This is a genomic window from Allorhizobium ampelinum S4, from assembly GCF_000016285.1.
Taxonomy (GTDB): domain Bacteria; phylum Pseudomonadota; class Alphaproteobacteria; order Rhizobiales; family Rhizobiaceae; genus Allorhizobium; species Allorhizobium ampelinum.
This window is the reverse complement of sequence record NC_011989.1, coordinates 3,044,487-3,060,635: the sequence shown is the minus strand read 5'-3', so window position 1 is coordinate 3,060,635 and position 16,149 is coordinate 3,044,487. Positions and strand designations below refer to the sequence as shown.

Sequence of the window (16,149 nt, the reverse complement as noted above, 5' to 3'; positions counted from 1 at the left end):
CGATCATTTTTCCAAGGCGGTGTAAGGGCCGGTGCGGGACGGAAATTGCTGCCATTGGTGCAGGGCAGGGTCGCTGTTCAATGCGGCAAAAATCGGTTCCAGCCGGTCTGCCCAGGCCGCGATGCCCGCTTCATCGCCGATCAGGTCCTGGCGCACTTCCAGCAGCGCATGAGGCATGCCCGAAACCATGCAATGACGGTAGAGTGTATCGCCCTTCAAGGCGCCGTCATAGGGCTCATTGTCGCCGACGAGAATGTCGCCCGGCAGGCTGAGCGCGTCGATCAGTGGCCGCACAGCGCGCTCATCGCTATCCCAGAGCACGGCGGCATGCCAGGGGCGGGGCGTGCCCTTCCAGGCGGGCGTATAGGAATGCAGCGACAGCACCAGCGGTGCCTTGCCGCTCGCCGAGGCAACATCGGCCAGCATCCGTTCAACAGCGCGGTGGTAAGGCCGGTGGAAATTTTCCACCCGATGCTGCCATTCTTCCGTGGTGATCGGGTGATTGCCGGGAATGATCGCCCCATCGGAAATTTTCATGACCAGCGTCGGGTCGTCCTCGCCCCGGTTTGGGTCGATCAGCAGCCGGGAAAAACAGGACATGGCAGCAGGCACGCCGAGCCGGGCCGCCAATTGCCGGGTCAGGCCTTCCACGCCAATGTCATAGGCGATATGGCGCAGATAAGCGCTATCTGGCAGGCCAAGCGTGCCATAGCCGGGAGGCAGCCGGTTCATGGCGTGATCGGCTAGCAGAACGAGGCCTTGGCTATTGTCGCCGGCTATCGTCTCATAGGGTTTGAAGTCATTCATGGCTGACACATTTATGTGATGGGATTGTCTATGATGGGGGATGCGTGTGAAGCATCCTTCACCGATTATTCTGAGGATTCTTTGGGTCGAATTTGGACCGGTTGCGACGCAGAAACAGGATTATCACCAGTTTTTCAAGGCTTCAGCCGTGTGGGCCTTATCAAATGCACAAAAGAGGCCGTCGCCCTTCAAATTTGCTGCATAATTCCTTAAATCGGGTTGGATTTAAGGAATTATGCAGCAGGCGGATTTAAAAGGATGCTTCGATGTCGCTTAACACCTTATGATCATTCGTGTGATATCTGCTATTGCGGTTCAAGCCTGTGAGGCAAGAAGGATCTGGTTCGCTTCAAGGCGTGCTAGCGTCACCATACAGTCAAACTCATCCCTCATCATTCGCTTGGGGATTACAATCGATTAGACTTGCGTTGACTTTCTTGGTCCATAGTCGCAAGAAGGCAACACAGAAAAATGGAGTTCCGTCGGAAGCCGTGCCTCATTCCAACACACTCTCTTCCGTTACAGGTTCCGGGCGTCTTGCACGTCTCGGCCTGTTTTTGACCATTGTATTTTCACCGATTGCTTATGCCGCACCCGCGCAGGCGGATTTTCGCGTTTGCAATGGTTCGGCCAATCTCGTCGGCGTGGCCATTGGCTATCGGGCGGCGGAAGGCTGGATCAGCGAGGGCTGGTGGCAAGTACCCGCTTCGACCTGCGCAACGCTGATCGAAGGCGAGCTGAAATCGCGCTACTATTATCTCTACGCAGAAGATGCCGCCCGCGGTGGTCGCTGGACCGGCAATGTCAACATGTGCGTGGCGGAAAACGAGTTCAAGATCGTTGGCGTCGGGGATTGTTTCAAGCGCGGTTACCAGCAAATGGGTTTCAAGGAATATGACACGGGCCGCCAGGGGAGCTGGATGGTTCAGTTGTCCGACACGCCCGGCACGCAGGAAGGCCAGAAGCAATGAAGCGTAACCGCAAAGTCAAAATTCTCGCAACGCTTGGACCGGCTTCGCAAGATGAAGCCATGATCCGCAAGCTGCATGAGGCTGGCGCCGATCTTTTCCGTATCAACATGAGCCATGCCAGCCACGATGTGATGCGCACGCTGATCCAGCGCATCCGCAATGTCGAAGCTGCTTGTGGGCGCCCGATCGGCATTCTGGCCGATTTGCAAGGCCCCAAGCTGCGGGTCGGCAAGTTTGCCAACACCTCTGTGGAGCTGAAGCCCGGCCAGACCTTCACCCTCGACAGCAACGAGGCCCCTGGCGATGAAACCCGGGTCTATCTGCCGCATCCTGAAATCCTGGAGGCCGTCAAGGTTGGCCATCGCCTGTTGATCGATGATGGCAAGTTGCATCTTCGTGCTGAAAAATGCGACGGCAAGACCATTGTCTGTAGCGTTGTGTCCGGTACCAAGATTTCCGACCGCAAGGGCGTCAGCCTGCCCGATACGATCCTCGCCACCGGCGTGCTGACCGACAAGGACCGCGCCGATCTGGATGCTGTTCTGGCCACCAATGACGTCGATTGGGTCGCGCTGTCCTTCATCCAGCGTCCCGAGGATCTGGCCGAGGTGCGCAAGATCGCCCGCGGACGGGTCGGGCTGATGTCGAAAATCGAAAAGCCGCAAGCGCTGGAACGGATCGACGAGATCATCGAACTGTCCGACGCCCTGATGGTGGCGCGTGGCGACCTTGGCGTGGAAATGCCGCTGGAGGCCGTTCCCGGCATCCAGAAGCAGTTGATTCGCGCCTGCCGCCGTGAAGGCAAGCCGGTGGTCGTCGCCACCCAGATGCTGGAATCGATGATTTCAGCGCCGGTTCCAACCCGCGCCGAAGTCTCCGACGTGGCGACAGCCGTGTTCGAAGGCGCTGATGCCATCATGCTGTCGGCTGAATCTGCTTCCGGCCAGTATCCGGTCGAAGCGGTCTCCACCATGGCGTCGATTGCCCGCACCATCGAGCGCGAACCGCACTATCCCGGCATTATCTATGCCCAGCGCCCGCAGCCGGAAGCAACCGGCGCCGACGCGATTTCGCTCGCAGCCCGCCAGATTGCCGAGACCCTGAAGCTGACGGCGATCGTCTGTTATACGTCATCAGGAAATACCGGGCTTCGTGCTTCGCGTGAGCGCCCCGAAGTGCCGATCCTGGCGCTATCGCCGGTGGTGCAGACGGCCCGCCGCCTGTCGCTGGTCTGGGGCCTGCATTGCGTCGTTTCCGAAGAGCCGACCGATCTGGATGACATGGTCAACAGGGCCTGCCGCATTGTGGTTTCGGAAGAGTTTGGCAAGCCGGGCGACCGGGTGATCATTTCCGCTGGTGTGCCATTGGGCACGCCAGGCGCCACCAATATGCTGCGCATCGCTTATATCGGTCCGGATGGACTGTCCGGCGTCTGACATGGCTAAGCCGTCCCGCAAGGCGAAGATGCTGATGCATCCTCGCCTTGAAGGAGCCATGTCGTAGAGGTATGTGAAAAGAGAATGTGAAGGGTCATCTTCAGTGACCGTTCTGAGGGGCTATGTATCCGAAAAATTCTAGCGCCGCTTGTCAGGGATGACGGGCGGCGTTTTTCGTGACAGGGCGCTCCAACCGGTCAATTGAGTGGACTGAGACGTGCTACTCGGTCTGGGTAAAATCTGATGGCAACAGAAAAAGATGGAGTATCCTGCGGTTTCTAAAATGCAGGATCGATGTGCTCATGCTTTGAGCCTGAGTCACTATTCCCTTAGGGATTGCTATTCGATTTGTGAAATTCTGCATTAATTCATAATAGTATAAGTCTATAAATGTTGCTTTGCAGTATAGATACAATAAAATAATAAAGCCGCCTTGGGAGAGGCGACTTTATTACTTATAAATAATTTAATAACTCTTAAATATAAATAGACTATAAATTCGTCTTTGGTAATATTGTCGTTTTAAATTGGTTTGTTATTATGCTTATAGTTTTGCGCTATTTTGATTGTGATGTCAAGAACACAATCCTATTGGTTGTAGATAGCCGATGTCGGTGGTTATCGAGCTCTTAAGTAGCTGGCAATTTTATCAGTTTGTTGACATTTCAAGAGCTTCGCCGATTTTACTGGCCAAAGATGGAAGATTGCGGTCTTGGCCGGCTATTTTTTCAATGGCGGCAACGGCTAGGTCTGTGGCGCAATAGTCCGGCTTGTGGCCTAAATGTCGCACCCAGATAAGCTCGGCGCCTGCAATGTCGCGGGCAAGACCAATGGAGTGGATATCTGCAAGAACGATGGCATCACGGTCACCGGTGACGATCACGGTTGGGGCCTGTATCTCCTGGTAGCGGGGCGCCATTCGGGTGACATAGGTGTGCAAGCCGCACACGTCGATGGCGTTGTGACGGAAGGTGCTGGGCCGCAGAACCAGGGTAGGGGCGGTTCGGGCGATATAATCATCCGGACGTGGGTTGGGAGCGAAGACTGCCCCGATGGCTCCATCCATCTTGGCAAGCCCTGCAAGAGGCGCAAGGGTGCGGGCAAAGAGCGGCCCGATGATTGGTGTTGCCGTCAGATGATAATGCCAATCGACACCGCCGGGCCAGGGATGGGTTGCAGGGGCCAGAAAAAGCAAACCCGCCGTCTTTTCTGGATGGAGAACGGCAAAACTGGCCGCAATGGCGCCGCCAAAGGAATGGCCGATGATAATGGCCCGCGATAGGCCAAGGGCATCCATGGCCTCGGCAATGGCGTTGGCTTGGCCATCCGGTGTGTCGTTTTCCGGTCCGCCACGCGGTGAATAGCCGTGGCCCGGTCGGTCCACGAAGATCAAATCTGCGCGCCCTTCCAGCGCCGGACGAAAGGCCTCGGCCTGATCGCGCAGATTGCCGCTGGCGCCATGAATGAACAGCAGCGGCGGCAGATCCGCGCTTTCAGAGGCCGGAATATGCAGAAGATTGAGGTGTGTGTCTCTTATCGGGACGAGCGTGCCGATATTCGGATTATCGTCAGTGATCTGTCTTATTTTGACTGTGGAAAACATCCAGGCTACAATCAGAGGTGTAGTAATGATAGCAAGGATCAGAATTGCAGGCATGGCTTACGGGTTCCTGCTGCGTCATTCCTTAAAGCGGCTTAGCGATCAGAGAGAATGACGCAGAAAATTTAACAGCGACGGCCTCTTTCGTCCGCATAACACAGGTCGGAGCGCGTGGAGTGTGAAAGGTAATATAGCCTTCGGCTTTCTCCAAGCCACCGTCCTTAGCGGCACAGCAGGGATTACAGCGCCTTGCGTTTTATAAAACGCACAAAGGACGCCGTAACACTTTAAATCTACTGCATCCGCAATGGGTCATGATTACGTCCGGGCGCCTGCCAGTTTCTCCGAAAGCTCGGTCACGGTCTTCTGGGCGGCGCGGTCGGCGGGATAGATGGCGAGGTAGCGCTGCCACGCTTCCAGCGCCTTTTGGTCGCTGCCGGTCTCGGCCAGGATATTGGCGAGCATTTCCAGCGCCCCGAAATGGCGCGGTTCGATGGCCAGGACGTGATTGAGATCGGAAATCGCCTTGCGATAATTGCCCTGGCTATAATGCAGGCTGGCGCGGTGCCCCCAGCCATTGGCATAATTGGGCTCCAGCACGATCGCCTGATCGAGGAAGTCCAGCGCTGCGGCGTTCTTCTTGTCCTTGATGGCCTTGTCGGCCCATTGCATCAGCAGATTAACGGTTGGGCTGCCGGAATTCGACCAATCCGCCATCACGGCAGCGGCAATCGCCTTGGCTGCTTCCGGCTGGCGTTCGCGTTTCAACTGGGTCAGCAATTCGTCCGCAGGCTTGCCAGACAGCGCCGCTGTGTCGCTACGGTCTTCCAGTCGTTCGACCTCGCCCTGCTGCGGAGATTGGCCTTGCTGTTGAGAAGATGGCGGCTGGCCATCCTTGTCCGCTCTTGGCTCACCCGTCTGAGGATGGTTCGGCTCAGGCTTTTGAGGGTCCGGCGTGAAGGGCAGGGCAGGCGGCATAGGCTGGCTGGGTGCAGCACCTGGCCTATCCTGCGCATACGTCGTGGCGGCAGGCCCGGCGAGGGCGCTGGCAACCAGAATACAGGACGTGAGAATCAGGTGAATGAACAAACGAACAGAGCGCATGCAGGTAATCTACCGTGCATGCGCTCTGTTTCAAACCGAATTCTGCGATTGACCGAAGTCCACGCATCACAGCGAGGTGATGCTGCTCTCCCGCAGGAGAGGTTTCGATCAGCCCTGACGGGCCTTGAAACGCGGGTTCTGCTTGTTGATGATGTAAACGCGGCCCTTGCGGCGAACCAGACGGTTGTCGCGGTGACGTGCCTTAAGCGCTTTCAGCGAATTCTTGATCTTCATTTTTAGATCCGCATGGTTGCCAGGGAACCGTCTGGTTCCGCCGGGATGTATATCGACGAAAAACGCACCGCTGGGCGCGCTGTTTCAGGGTTGGTGGCACATACCCCGGCTTAACCCGGCATGTCAACCGGAAAACCAGGCATTTTGCCCTTTGATGGCAGGTTATTCCCGGTTCCTGACCTCGGTGACATGTCCCATTTTGCGGCCGGGCCGTGCTTCAGCCTTGCCATAGAGATGGACGAGCGCACCGGGTTTCGCCAGCCAATCTGGAACGGCGACAATATCGTCGCCGATCAGATTGGTCATGACGCAATCGCCGTGGCGGGCCGGATCGCCCAGTGGCAACCCGGTAACGGCGCGGATATGTTGTTCGAATTGCGAGATCACGCAGGCCGCTTCCGTCCAATGGCCGGAATTGTGGACCCGAGGGGCCATTTCATTGGCGATCAGGCTGCCATCGGCCATCAGGAACAGTTCGAGCCCGACCACGCCGACATAGTCGAGGCCGGTCAGCAGCTTTTCCGCCGCACTTTTGGCCGCAGCGGCGGTCTGCGGCGAAATCGACGCAGGCACGGTGGAGGTGTGCAGGATGCCGTCGCGGTGAATATTTTCAGCCGGATCGTAGCAGGCGATTTCGCCTGATATCGAACGGGCGGCGATGATCGAGATTTCCCGCGCAAACGGCACGAAACCTTCGAGAATCAGCGGCACGGCACCAAGCGCCTGATAGCCGCCGCTGGCATCGTCACCCTTGCGATAGACCCGCTGGCCCTTGCCGTCATAGCCGAAGCGGCGGGTTTTCAGCACGCCTTCGCCACCGAATTCGGCCAATGCCTGCTCCAGGTCCGCCTGGCTGTCGACGGTGCGAAACGGGGCGGTGGCAATGCCATTGTCGTTGAGAAAGCGCTTTTCGCTCAACCTGTCCTGGGACACGGCAAGTGCCTTGGCTGGGGGGTAGACCGGCACGCTGCGCGCCAGGGCTTCGGCGGCGGCGACCGGCACGTTTTCAAACTCGTAGGTGACCACGTCGCAACTGGCGGCCAGTTCGGCAAGGGCTGCCTCGTCAGCGTAATTGGCTGATATCTGCCGGTTGGCAACCTGGGCGGCCGGACAGTCGGCCTGCGGTTCCAGCACGATGGTCTTCAGCCCCAGCCTTGCTGCGGCCATAGCAAGCATGCGGCCAAGCTGGCCGCCGCCGATAATTCCAATGGTCTTCACGCGTGTGATCCGTACAGTTTATAAGCCTCAGGGAGCTTCGTCGGTGGGATAGTCGGCAACGGCGGCAGTCTGATTGTCTGTCCAGTCATCCAGCCGGTCGGCGAGATCGGCATCCTGCAACGCCAGAACTCTTGCTGCGAGCAGGGCGGCATTGACAGCGCCAGCCCGGCCGATGGCGAGCGTTCCGACCGGAATACCGGCCGGCATCTGCACGATGGAATAAAGGCTGTCGAGGCCGGACATGGTTTTTGACTGCACCGGCACGCCGAAAACCGGAAGCGCTGTCATCGAGGCGACCATGCCGGGCAGGTGGGCGGCGCCGCCAGCTCCGGCAATGATCACCTGGAAGCCTTCGTCGCGTGCACCCTTGGAAAAAGCGACCATGCGGTCGGGGGTGCGATGGGCGGAGACAATGCGTGCCTCGTAGCTGACGCCAAGTGCGTCCAGGGTGTCGGCAGCGTTCTTCATGGTTTCCCAGTCGGACTGGCTTCCCATGATGATGGCGACGGGCGGTCTTTCATCCTGCATCGGCGGCACCCTTTTCTCAGGCAATGATATCGGGAATGAGCTGGTCTTCCAGTTTGGTCAGCCTGTCCTTGATGGCAAGCTTTTTCTTCTTCATCCGCTGGATCCGCAAGGCGTCGCAGCCGACCTGAACCATGGCGTTGATCGCAGCATCATAATCCTCGTGTTCCTGACGAAGGCGTGCGAGTTGAAGCCTTGTATCCGCGTGGTCCTGATCCGGCATCGTCTGTCCCCATCTTGTCGCTGGCTGCATCTATTTCTGATGCATGGTGGAATGGCGCAAGCTCCTATCACCAAACGTCGGTAACGGGAAGTTAGCCCTTTCGCATAATTTCATCGGCATTGGCCGCGTCTTTTAACCAATCAATTTCCCTTGCGTTTAGAAAGGCCTAACGCAAGGAGGCGACCCGATATGGGAAGTATCACCTGTGCCAACATGAAATTGCCCTCATAAATTCAGGTTTTCGCCTTAGACATCGGCGTAAGATCGTGTCACACTCCTGTCGCAAACCAAGAAGCTCCAGCGATGGATGCTGGAGGTTGAAAAGGAAGGATAGAATCAAATGACCATTCAGGCTCATATTGAATCGCTTGCCAAGAAGCATGGAGTTTTGGAGGAGAAACTACATGCCGCCCTTTCCTCTCCCTCGACCGACGACAAGGAAATTCTGGAACTCAAGCGCCTCAAATTGCGCCTCAAGGATGAAATGGAGCGCCTGAAGTCGACACGACATTAGAGGCTGGATGATGCCTCCTTGAATCGGGCCCGATTTGAGGACTTCATCCAGTGAACAGGCCCTTTGCATCGGCACGTGGCGGATTGTTTGCTATAGCGTTCCGCCGCTGTCTTGATACTCTATCCCAGATCCAGGAGCGCTAAACCATTGCCGCTCTTGACCGAGAACAGGCTCCGAAGCGCCGATTGCCTTCGGGGCCTTTTTCGTGGGCTGTTTTCGCAAGTCGAATCATGCGGTGCTATAAACGATTGGGAACGCCAGAGGCGCTGTGGCGAACGAAATATTCGCGCCTGCTATGACGATATTGGCACGCCGGTCCCTATGCGAACCGATCCCACCGTCAGTTCCAGAACTGGTCCAGCCACAGGTTCAGCCGGTTGAAGCCGGAATGGTTGACCGAATAGATCCGCTTGGTGCCCTGGGTGGCCACTGTCACCAGATTGCAATCCAGCAGGGCCTTCAAATGTTGTGAGACGGCCGGCCGGCTGATCGGCAGGCCCTTGGCCAGATCGTTCACCGTGCGCGGTGCACGGCGTAACTCTTCCAGCAAATGGCGTCGGTTGGGATCGGCAATGGCCGAGAATGGATCGATTGTCGTCATATGCGCAAGCTATGATACATCCTGCCGTCCGGCAAGCGCAATTGTGCGATGCGAAAATGCAATTTTATCGGGATTTTGATTGTCGTCAATTTTACAATCTCCCTCCAGTCGCAAATGTCTTATCCCAAGTCTCGAGATATTTGCAAAAGCAATCCGATGCCAATCTTCAATCGCTCATTGGATTACAGGAAAAACAAACCGTCCCAAAACAGTTTCAGCCCGGCAATGAGCGTCATGGCATAGATCAGCGGATAGAAGGTCTGCGCTTTCATCCGACGCACCACCATGGCACCGGCCATGGTGGACAGCAGCGCCACCGGCAGCAGGCTGAGAGACAGGGTGAAGTTGCTGAAATCCAGCTGGCCGAGCGCGATATAGGGAATGACCTTGATGGCGTTGAGGCAGGCAAAAAACCGCACGCTGGTACCGGTATAGGTCTTTGGATCGAGCTTTAACGGCAGGGCATAGATTTCAAACGGCGGACCGCCGGCATGCGCGACAAAGCTGCCATAACCGGCCAGCGTGCCCCAACCCGTGGCGGCCACAGCGCGCTGTGGTTTTGCCGGCCTTGCATCATGGCTTTCGCCGCGCAAGCGGCGCAGGAAATAGCGCCCGGCAAACACCACCGTAATGGCACCGAGCACGAGCCGCATGGCGTCAGCCGGGATCAGCGCCGATGTGGCCCAACCAAAGGCGATCCCGGCGATGGCACCGGGCAGAAGCAGGAAAAACGTGCGCCAGTCGCCATGGTGGCGCCAGGCGTGCAGCGCGACCAGATCCATCACCAGCAGGATCGGCAGGAAAATCGCCGCAGCCGTCATCGGCGGTACTGCGAGCGCCAGGATGGGCACGCCGAGCAGACTGAAAGCGCCGCCCAGGCCGCCCTTGGACAGGCCGACCAGCACGACGGCGGGAATGGCGGCAAGCAGGAATGAGAGATCTGGCAGCATGGATGGTCGAATTTCCGCGATGGTGCATTGGGAGCGCTGGTGCCTGTCGGGACGAGGTGTCTTCCAAGCAGGCGGCGGCTGTCTCTGACAGTTGGTGTTGATCCTTTCGTCAGTCCGGTCTATCGACTTCCTGCAAACATGGCGAGATCCTTTCGCCACAGAGAGAGTGCCAACAAAAACGAGAGCAACAGAGGCGTCAGCATCATTCTTTAAATCACAATCGGTTTAAAGAGAAAATCATGCCGCAGACATGACGTGCTACAGCACCTTATATGCCCTATATAAAGGGTGCAGGGCGCTTTGGCCCGGGTCGCCTCCCTTGCTCTTGCCATGAAGAAGACGGAAATCGCCATGTCCAAGTCGCCCAAGTTCCAAAGCCGCTGTCGGCTTGTTCTTATCACGCCGCAGATTGCCGATGTGCAGATGCTTGCCACGACTGTCGGCAATGCCTTGAAGGGTGGCGATGTCGCCTCGGTGATCATCCCGCAATATGATTTTGATGACGATACGTTCCAGGCCCAGGCCGAAGCGGTCGTGCCGCTGGTGCAGGCAGCGGGTGCCGCTGCCATCATCGCCGACAATAGCCGGGTTGCCGGTCGCGCCAAGGCCGATGGCCTGCATATCAGCGGCGATGTCGAGGCGCTGGCCGAGGCGGTGGAAAAATTCACCCCGAAGATGATTGTCGGCTCCGGTGCTGCCCGCGACCGGCACCATGCGCTGGAGGCTGGCGATGCCGACCCCGACTACATGTTTTTCGGCAAGCTGGATGGCGATATCAAGCCGGAAGCGCATTCGAAAAACCTGGCCTTGGGCGAATGGTGGTCGTCGATGGTGGAGATCCCCTGCATCGTCATGGGCGGCGCAGATCCGCAATCGGCCCTGGCTGTCGCTGAAACCGGCGCGGAATTTGCGGCCCTCTCCAGGGCGGTGTTTGACGATCCGGAGGCAGCCGCCACCGTGGTTGCTCAGGTAAATGCTTTGCTTGACGAAAAAGCGCCACGGTTTGAGGATTGAACGCCTCAATGACCCTTGCCTTGCCCCGTCTTGCCCTAACCCGTTTGGCCAAATTCCGGTTGCTGTCTGGACGATCCGTCTGTGCAAGCCTGGTTTTGGCGCTGGCATGTCCGACGGTCATGGACATCGGTGCTTATGCGCAGGTTCCGCCTGCGGCATCCTCACCTCCGGCGGCGAAGCCTGATGTGAAGGCGGGTGAGGGCAAATCAGGCGAGGCTGCCGATCAGGCCTCTCCTGAGACGCCATCGGAAAAGGCTGGAGAGCAAGGGCGAGGCCCAAAGCCGGGAAACGAAATCGAGGTGCCAATCGCTCCTGACGATAAAACGGCTCCCGAAAACACCCCTGGCTCTGACCAGACAAACGGTTTTGTCAGGCCGAGCGGGCTTTCCGGTCCGGTATCCGGTGAGGATGCTGGCAAGGTACAGCGGCCGGGCGTGAAGGATGCGGGACCGGCTGGCGGTATTACGCTGATGGAGCGCATGGGTATTCCGCTGCCGGATCTACCGCCGGAAAAGCCCTATACCGGCAAGGTCGATCTTGCCTATGGCGCGTTCCAGCGCGGACTGTTTGCCACCGCCTTCGATTACGCCCTGCCGCTCGCCGAGAAGGGCGATCCCGCCGCGCAGACATTGATTGCCGAGCTGATGACCCGTGGTCTGGCGGTCAAGCGCGACATGAAGGGAGCGGCCTTCTGGTATGGCAAGGCCGCTGCGGGTGGCGATCCGGCGGCAATGTTCAAATATGCGCTGATGTTGATCGAAGGGCGCTATGTCTCGCCGGATCGCAAGCTGGCCGATGACTATATGCGCCGGGCAGCGGAAGCGGGCAATGCGTCGGCCCAGTTCAATTGGGCGCAATTGCTGGTCTCGGAAAATCCCGGCAAGAAGGGATTGCTGTTGGCGCTGCCTTTCTACGAGCAATCGGCGGAACAAGGCATCGCCGATGCGCAATATGCCGTCGCTCAGATCTATCGCAACCTGTCGGACGTGCCGGCGGAAAAGCGACAGCTGGCGCGCGAATGGCTGGTGCGGGCGGCGCGTGCCGGTTTCGATACCGCCGAGCTTGATATCGGCATCTGGTTGATTAACGGCATTGCCGGGCCGCAGGATCTGGAGCAGGGCTTCAAATGGTTGCGGATTGCCGCCAATCGCGGCAATGTCGCGGCCCAGAACCGGCTGGCGCATGTGTATGTGGCGGCGCTCGGTACCCGGCCCGATCCGGTCGAGGCGGCGAAATGGTATGTGCTGTCGCGTCGGGCCGGCCTTGCCGATCCGGCTCTTGAGGATTTCTATCTCGGCCTGCCGGATAGCCAGCAGAAACAGGCAATTGAAGCGGCCAACAAATACCGGACCGGCCAGCACAGACTGGGTCGCCCGGTATCGAAGGCCCAAGGCTCAACGACGGGCAAAAATGGGGCGAGGGACGAGGTCAGCGACATCATCAGCAAGGCTGCAAAGCCGGTGACGCCACCGCCCATCGACCCGACCGGGCTTCCGGGCGTCTCCCTGCCTCCTGTGGGGGGCAAGCTCCAAAATGACGTCCCCAAAAATGATGCAGACAAGGATGAAAATCCCGACGATGGCACCGATGTGCCGGATCAGCCGCCCGCCGCCCCCTGAATCGCGCAGGGACTTGAATTGCGCCAGATTTTGTGGTCTTGAACCGCTCAATCTTTGCACGCCGCTAAAAGGGCCGCGCCCGACCTCCATCCTGTTGATGGCGGATGACGGTCTGCTGCATCATTCAGTCTAAGGAAACCGCTATGGCTCGCTCAGCCCTTCTCAATGTCATGGTCCAGGCCGCCGTCAAGGCCGGGAAATCCCTGTCGCGCGATTTTGGCGAAGTGCAGAACTTGCAGGTTTCGGTGAAGGGCCCGGGCGATTTTGTTTCCCAGGCCGATATGAAGGCTGAAAAACTGGTGCGCGAGGACTTGCTGAAGGCCCGACCCACCTATGGCTTCCTCGGGGAAGAGGGTGAAGAGATCAAGGGGACCGATGGCGCCCATCGCTGGATCGTCGATCCGCTGGATGGCACCACCAACTTCCTGCACGGCATTCCGCAATTTGCCGTCTCCATCGCCCTGGAGCGCAATGGCGAAATCGTCGCAGGCGTGATCTTCAACCCTGCTACCGATGAGCTTTACACGACCGAAAAGGGTGGCGGCGCCTTCCTTAACGATCGCCGCATTCGCGTTGGTGCCCGCAAGGCGCTATCGGATTGCGTGATCGGTTGCGGCATGCCGCATCTGGGCCGGGGCAATCACGGCAAGGCGCTGCTGGAACTGCGCCATGTGATGGGCGAAGTGGCTGGCGTCCGCCGCATGGGGGCAGCGGCCCTGGACCTCGCCTATGTTGCCTGCGGCCGGTTCGACGGTTTCTGGGAAACCGGCTTGCATGCCTGGGATATCGCCGCTGGCCTGTTGCTGATCCGCGAAGCGGGCGGCTTCGTTAGCGATATGTCGGGTGGAACCGATAGTCTTGAGCGTGGTGACATTGTCGCGGGCAATGAATATATCCAGAAGGCGCTGCTGGAAGTGGTCAAGCGGCCCTTGCCGAAGGCTTGATTGGCTCAAGCGCCAGCATGGCTTTTTCGGCGCTTTCGCAAAAGCGCCGGTTTTCGCTTCAATTCGACATGAATTTGAACTAGCCTCCGTCCACTTCGTGCTGCCTGGGCCGAGCCTTTCAGAGGTTTGACCCGTGGTTTGCGAAAGGGATCGACCGCTTGCCTGTAATGGAGACGTGCTGCCAATGACGGATGTGGATGTGGACGCCCCGGACGCTGAACCGGCCCGTTACGGCTCGAAACTGTCAAGCCCGGCCCCCATTATTCTGACGATGCTGATCTTTCTGATCCTCATCGGGTTCATTGCGGCCATCCTGTTTCGGCAGGCCGAACAGGCATTTTACACCAATCCGGGGCTGAATGGTCTTATTCTCGGGGTGTTGGCCGTTGGCATCATCCTGATTTTCGCCCATGTGGTCGGGCTGATTTCGGAAGTGCGCTGGTTCAATCATTTTCAGCGGTCCGGTACTGCCGATAAGTCCGGACGCGAGCCAAAATTGCTGGCGCCGATGCGCTCCCTGCTGGGCAATCGCCGCTCAACCGGCCTGTCAACGACGCTGCTGCGTTCCATCCTTGATTCCATCGCCACCCGGCTGGACGAAGCACGCGACACCTCGCGCTATCTGATCGGCCTTCTGGTGTTTCTCGGCCTGCTCGGCACCTTCTGGGGCCTGATCGGCACGATCAGCTCAATCAGTAATGTCATCCAGACATTGGATGCCGGTTCCGGTGGGCAGGGCAGCGATGTGCTGCAAACCCTGAAAAATGGGCTTTCCGCGCCGCTTGCTGGCATGGGCACGGCGTTTTCCTCGTCGCTGCTGGGCCTGTCCGGCTCGCTGATCCTCGGCTTTCTCGATTTGCAGGCTGGCCGCGCCCAGAACCGATTCTATACGGAGCTGGAAAACTGGCTTTCTTCCGTCACCGATACCGGTTCCGATCAACCGGTGCCGGCGGGCGTTTCCGGTCACGACATTGAGCGTTTGCTGGAGCAGATGAAAAAGATCGCCCAGCAGCCTGCCTCCGGCTCCGACCGGTCGGCAGCCGCGCTGAGCGGCTTGTCGGATGGCATCCAGGGGCTGGTGAAGAACATGCGCAACGAGCAACAAATGCTGCGCGACTGGATCGAAGCCCAGCAGGAAGACACCCGTGCCATGCGCAAGGCGCTGGACCGGTTGAACGACAAGCTCGGGAGCAAGTAGACCATGGCCCTGGGGCGCAACCGCAAGCGGGATCGCGGCGCCGACTATTGGCCGGGCTTTGTCGATGCCTTGTCGACGCTGCTGATCGCCATCATGTTCCTGCTCACCGTTTTCGTGGTGGCGCAATTCGTGCTCAGCCGGGAAATTTCCGGCAAGGACGAAGTGTTGAACCGGCTGAACAACCAGATTGCCGAGTTGACGCAAATGCTGGCGCTCGAAAAGGGCGGCAAGCAGGATCTGGAAGACGCGCTGGCCAACCTGCAATCCTCACTGGATACGTCGGAGAAAGAACGCAGCCGTTTGCAATCCCTGCTCGATACAGGCGCAGGAAATTCGGCCCAGGCCCAGGTGAAGATTGGCGAACTCAGTGGCAAGCTCGATGAGCAGCAGCAGGTCAGCGCCCGCGCCATGAGCCAGATCGACCTCTTGAACCAGCAGATCGCCGCGCTTCGCGCCCAGATCGCCGCTGTCGAACAGGCCTTGCAGGCCTCTGAGGCCAAGGACCAGAATTCACAGGCAAAAATCGCCGATCTCGGACGGCGGCTGAATGTGGCGCTGGCCCAGAAGGTGCAGGAACTCAATCGCTATCGTTCCGACTTTTTCGGACGCCTGCGGGAAATCCTGTCGGATCGGCAGAATATCCGCATTGTCGGCGACCGTTTCGTGTTCCAGTCAGAAGTGCTGTTTCCCTCCGGCGGGGCGGATATGAACCCGCAAGGCCAGGAGGAAATGGTCAAGCTCGCCAATGCGTTGATTGATCTCGCCAAGGAAATTCCCCCCGATATCAATTGGGTGTTGCGCGTCGATGGCCATACGGACAATGTCCAGCTGTCAGGCAATGGCCGCTATCCGGACAATTGGGCACTGTCGGCGGCCCGTGCCGTCTCGGTGGTCAAATTCCTGATCTCAAAGGGCGTGCCAGCCGACCGTCTGGCTGCTGCCGGTTTTGGTGAATTCCAGCCGATTGCGCCCGGTGATACGCCTGAAGCTCGCGCCCAGAACCGACGGATCGAGCTAAAGCTGACGGAGCGGTGAGACGGGCAGATGAATGGGTGTGGCTCTTATAGGACGCAAAGGCTTTTATATGCCGCTTAACCCCCCTCTGCCTTGCCAGGCATCTCCCCCTCATGGGGGGAGATCGGCAGGAAGCACTGGCCGCACATCTTTTTAGCGACTCAATATGCTGGAAAT

16 protein-coding genes and 1 pseudogene are annotated in these 16,149 nt (G+C 58.4%); 8 read left to right on the top strand and 9 right to left on the bottom strand.

The genetic code is table 11. The features are described from left to right. Positions 1-3: 3 nt before the first annotated feature. Positions 4-807, bottom strand: coding sequence for an N-formylglutamate amidohydrolase (locus tag AVI_RS14575; RefSeq protein ID WP_015917067.1), 804 nt, complete (start codon positions 805-807; stop codon positions 4-6). Between the two features lie 491 nt (positions 808-1,298). Between AVI_RS14575 and AVI_RS14570 the strand changes: the two genes are divergently transcribed. Next, the gene (locus AVI_RS14570; RefSeq protein ID WP_041697052.1) at positions 1,299-1,778 is read left to right on the top strand and encodes a DUF1036 domain-containing protein; all 480 of its coding nucleotides are present in this window, start codon (positions 1,299-1,301) and stop codon (positions 1,776-1,778) included. Continuing rightward, complete coding sequence (pyk, locus tag AVI_RS14565) at positions 1,775-3,214, top strand: pyruvate kinase (RefSeq protein WP_015917065.1); 1,440 nt, start codon at positions 1,775-1,777, stop codon at positions 3,212-3,214. Before AVI_RS14570 ends, pyk begins: the two co-directional genes overlap by 4 nt. A 649-nt stretch (positions 3,215-3,863) precedes the next feature. Here pyk and AVI_RS14560 read toward each other — a convergent pair. The 6 genes from AVI_RS14560 to AVI_RS14535 all read right to left on the bottom strand — a co-directional run bounded on the left by AVI_RS14560 (position 3,864) and on the right by AVI_RS14535 (position 8,118). Then, positions 3,864-4,871: an alpha/beta fold hydrolase gene (locus AVI_RS14560; RefSeq protein WP_015917064.1), complete on the bottom strand. Its 1,008-nt coding sequence runs from the start codon at positions 4,869-4,871 to the stop codon at positions 3,864-3,866. A 261-nt stretch (positions 4,872-5,132) separates the two neighbouring features. Beyond that, positions 5,133-5,918, bottom strand: a complete 786-nt coding sequence (locus tag AVI_RS14555; RefSeq protein WP_015917063.1) for a tetratricopeptide repeat protein — start codon at positions 5,916-5,918, stop codon at positions 5,133-5,135. A gap of 108 nt (positions 5,919-6,026) precedes the next feature. Beyond that, on the bottom strand, positions 6,027-6,152 hold the full coding sequence (gene ykgO / locus AVI_RS14550) for a type B 50S ribosomal protein L36 (protein WP_003497670.1): 126 nt from the start codon (positions 6,150-6,152) through the stop codon (positions 6,027-6,029). Positions 6,153-6,314: 162 nt separating this feature from the next. Next, the gene (locus AVI_RS14545; protein ID WP_015917062.1) at positions 6,315-7,370 is read right to left on the bottom strand and encodes a 5-(carboxyamino)imidazole ribonucleotide synthase; all 1,056 of its coding nucleotides are present in this window, start codon (positions 7,368-7,370) and stop codon (positions 6,315-6,317) included. A gap of 27 nt (positions 7,371-7,397) precedes the next feature. Then, on the bottom strand, positions 7,398-7,898 hold the full coding sequence (gene purE / locus AVI_RS14540) for a 5-(carboxyamino)imidazole ribonucleotide mutase (RefSeq protein ID WP_015917061.1): 501 nt from the start codon (positions 7,896-7,898) through the stop codon (positions 7,398-7,400). A 16-nt stretch (positions 7,899-7,914) separates the two neighbouring features. Continuing rightward, positions 7,915-8,118, bottom strand: a complete 204-nt coding sequence (locus tag AVI_RS14535; RefSeq protein WP_041697050.1) for a YdcH family protein — start codon at positions 8,116-8,118, stop codon at positions 7,915-7,917. Positions 8,119-8,458: 340 nt separating this feature from the next. On the opposite strand from AVI_RS14535, the gene AVI_RS29680 reads away from it, so the two are divergent. Continuing rightward, a complete protein-coding gene (locus tag AVI_RS29680) occupies positions 8,459-8,632 on the top strand; it encodes a YdcH family protein (RefSeq protein ID WP_015917059.1) in 174 nt (57 codons plus the stop codon). A 340-nt stretch (positions 8,633-8,972) separates the two neighbouring features. On the opposite strand, the gene AVI_RS14525 is transcribed toward AVI_RS29680, so the two are convergent. Together AVI_RS14525 and AVI_RS14520 are read right to left on the bottom strand one after the other, a co-directional pair. Continuing rightward, positions 8,973-9,233 carry an ArsR/SmtB family transcription factor gene (locus AVI_RS14525; RefSeq protein ID WP_015917058.1) on the bottom strand — a complete coding sequence of 87 codons (261 nt, stop codon included), beginning with the start codon at positions 9,231-9,233 and terminating at the stop codon, positions 8,973-8,975. Between the two features lie 182 nt (positions 9,234-9,415). Continuing rightward, positions 9,416-10,183 (bottom strand): sulfite exporter TauE/SafE family protein, encoded by a 768-nt coding sequence (locus AVI_RS14520; protein ID WP_015917057.1) that lies wholly within the window; start codon positions 10,181-10,183, stop codon positions 9,416-9,418. A 351-nt stretch (positions 10,184-10,534) separates the two neighbouring features. Between AVI_RS14520 and AVI_RS14515 the strand changes: the two genes are divergently transcribed. The 5 genes and pseudogenes from AVI_RS14515 to AVI_RS14495 all read left to right on the top strand — a co-directional run bounded on the left by AVI_RS14515 (position 10,535) and on the right by AVI_RS14495 (position 15,993). Further along, entirely contained in the window at positions 10,535-11,197 is a 663-nt protein-coding gene (locus AVI_RS14515; protein ID WP_041698198.1) for a thiamine phosphate synthase, read from the top strand. Positions 11,198-11,496: 299 nt separating this feature from the next. Then, positions 11,497-12,546 (top strand): annotated as a pseudogene (locus AVI_RS31435) (tetratricopeptide repeat protein); the annotation flags it as partial. Between the two features lie 413 nt (positions 12,547-12,959). After that, a complete protein-coding gene (locus AVI_RS14505; protein ID WP_015917054.1) occupies positions 12,960-13,760 on the top strand; it encodes an inositol monophosphatase family protein in 801 nt (266 codons plus the stop codon). A gap of 184 nt (positions 13,761-13,944) precedes the next feature. After that, the gene (locus AVI_RS14500; protein WP_015917053.1) at positions 13,945-14,958 is read left to right on the top strand and encodes a hypothetical protein; all 1,014 of its coding nucleotides are present in this window, start codon (positions 13,945-13,947) and stop codon (positions 14,956-14,958) included. 3 nt (positions 14,959-14,961) lie between these two features. Further along, on the top strand, positions 14,962-15,993 hold the full coding sequence (locus AVI_RS14495; protein ID WP_015917052.1) for a peptidoglycan -binding protein: 1,032 nt from the start codon (positions 14,962-14,964) through the stop codon (positions 15,991-15,993). The last annotated feature ends 156 nt before the right edge of the window (positions 15,994-16,149 follow it).

What these genes read in the sequence shown, in the direction of transcription:
- AVI_RS14560 (WP_015917064.1), bottom strand. Translation starts at nt 4,871, where the DNA reads ATGCCTGCAATTCTGATCCTTGCTATCATTACTACACCTCTGATTGTA.
- AVI_RS14515 (WP_041698198.1), top strand. Translation starts at nt 10,535, where the DNA reads ATGTCCAAGTCGCCCAAGTTCCAAAGCCGCTGTCGGCTTGTTCTTATC.
- AVI_RS14500 (WP_015917053.1), top strand. Translation starts at nt 13,945, where the DNA reads ATGACGGATGTGGATGTGGACGCCCCGGACGCTGAACCGGCCCGTTAC.
- ykgO (WP_003497670.1), bottom strand. Translation starts at nt 6,152, where the DNA reads ATGAAGATCAAGAATTCGCTGAAAGCGCTTAAGGCACGTCACCGCGAC.
- AVI_RS14535 (WP_041697050.1), bottom strand. Translation starts at nt 8,118, where the DNA reads ATGCCGGATCAGGACCACGCGGATACAAGGCTTCAACTCGCACGCCTT.
- AVI_RS14575 (WP_015917067.1), bottom strand. Translation starts at nt 807, where the DNA reads ATGAATGACTTCAAACCCTATGAGACGATAGCCGGCGACAATAGCCAA.
- AVI_RS14555 (WP_015917063.1), bottom strand. Translation starts at nt 5,918, where the DNA reads ATGCGCTCTGTTCGTTTGTTCATTCACCTGATTCTCACGTCCTGTATT.
- AVI_RS14520 (WP_015917057.1), bottom strand. Translation starts at nt 10,183, where the DNA reads ATGCTGCCAGATCTCTCATTCCTGCTTGCCGCCATTCCCGCCGTCGTG.
- purE (WP_015917061.1), bottom strand. Translation starts at nt 7,898, where the DNA reads ATGCAGGATGAAAGACCGCCCGTCGCCATCATCATGGGAAGCCAGTCC.
- AVI_RS14495 (WP_015917052.1), top strand. Translation starts at nt 14,962, where the DNA reads ATGGCCCTGGGGCGCAACCGCAAGCGGGATCGCGGCGCCGACTATTGG.
- AVI_RS14505 (WP_015917054.1), top strand. Translation starts at nt 12,960, where the DNA reads ATGGCTCGCTCAGCCCTTCTCAATGTCATGGTCCAGGCCGCCGTCAAG.
- AVI_RS14525 (WP_015917058.1), bottom strand. Translation starts at nt 9,233, where the DNA reads ATGACGACAATCGATCCATTCTCGGCCATTGCCGATCCCAACCGACGC.
- AVI_RS29680 (WP_015917059.1), top strand. Translation starts at nt 8,459, where the DNA reads ATGACCATTCAGGCTCATATTGAATCGCTTGCCAAGAAGCATGGAGTT.
- pyk (WP_015917065.1), top strand. Translation starts at nt 1,775, where the DNA reads ATGAAGCGTAACCGCAAAGTCAAAATTCTCGCAACGCTTGGACCGGCT.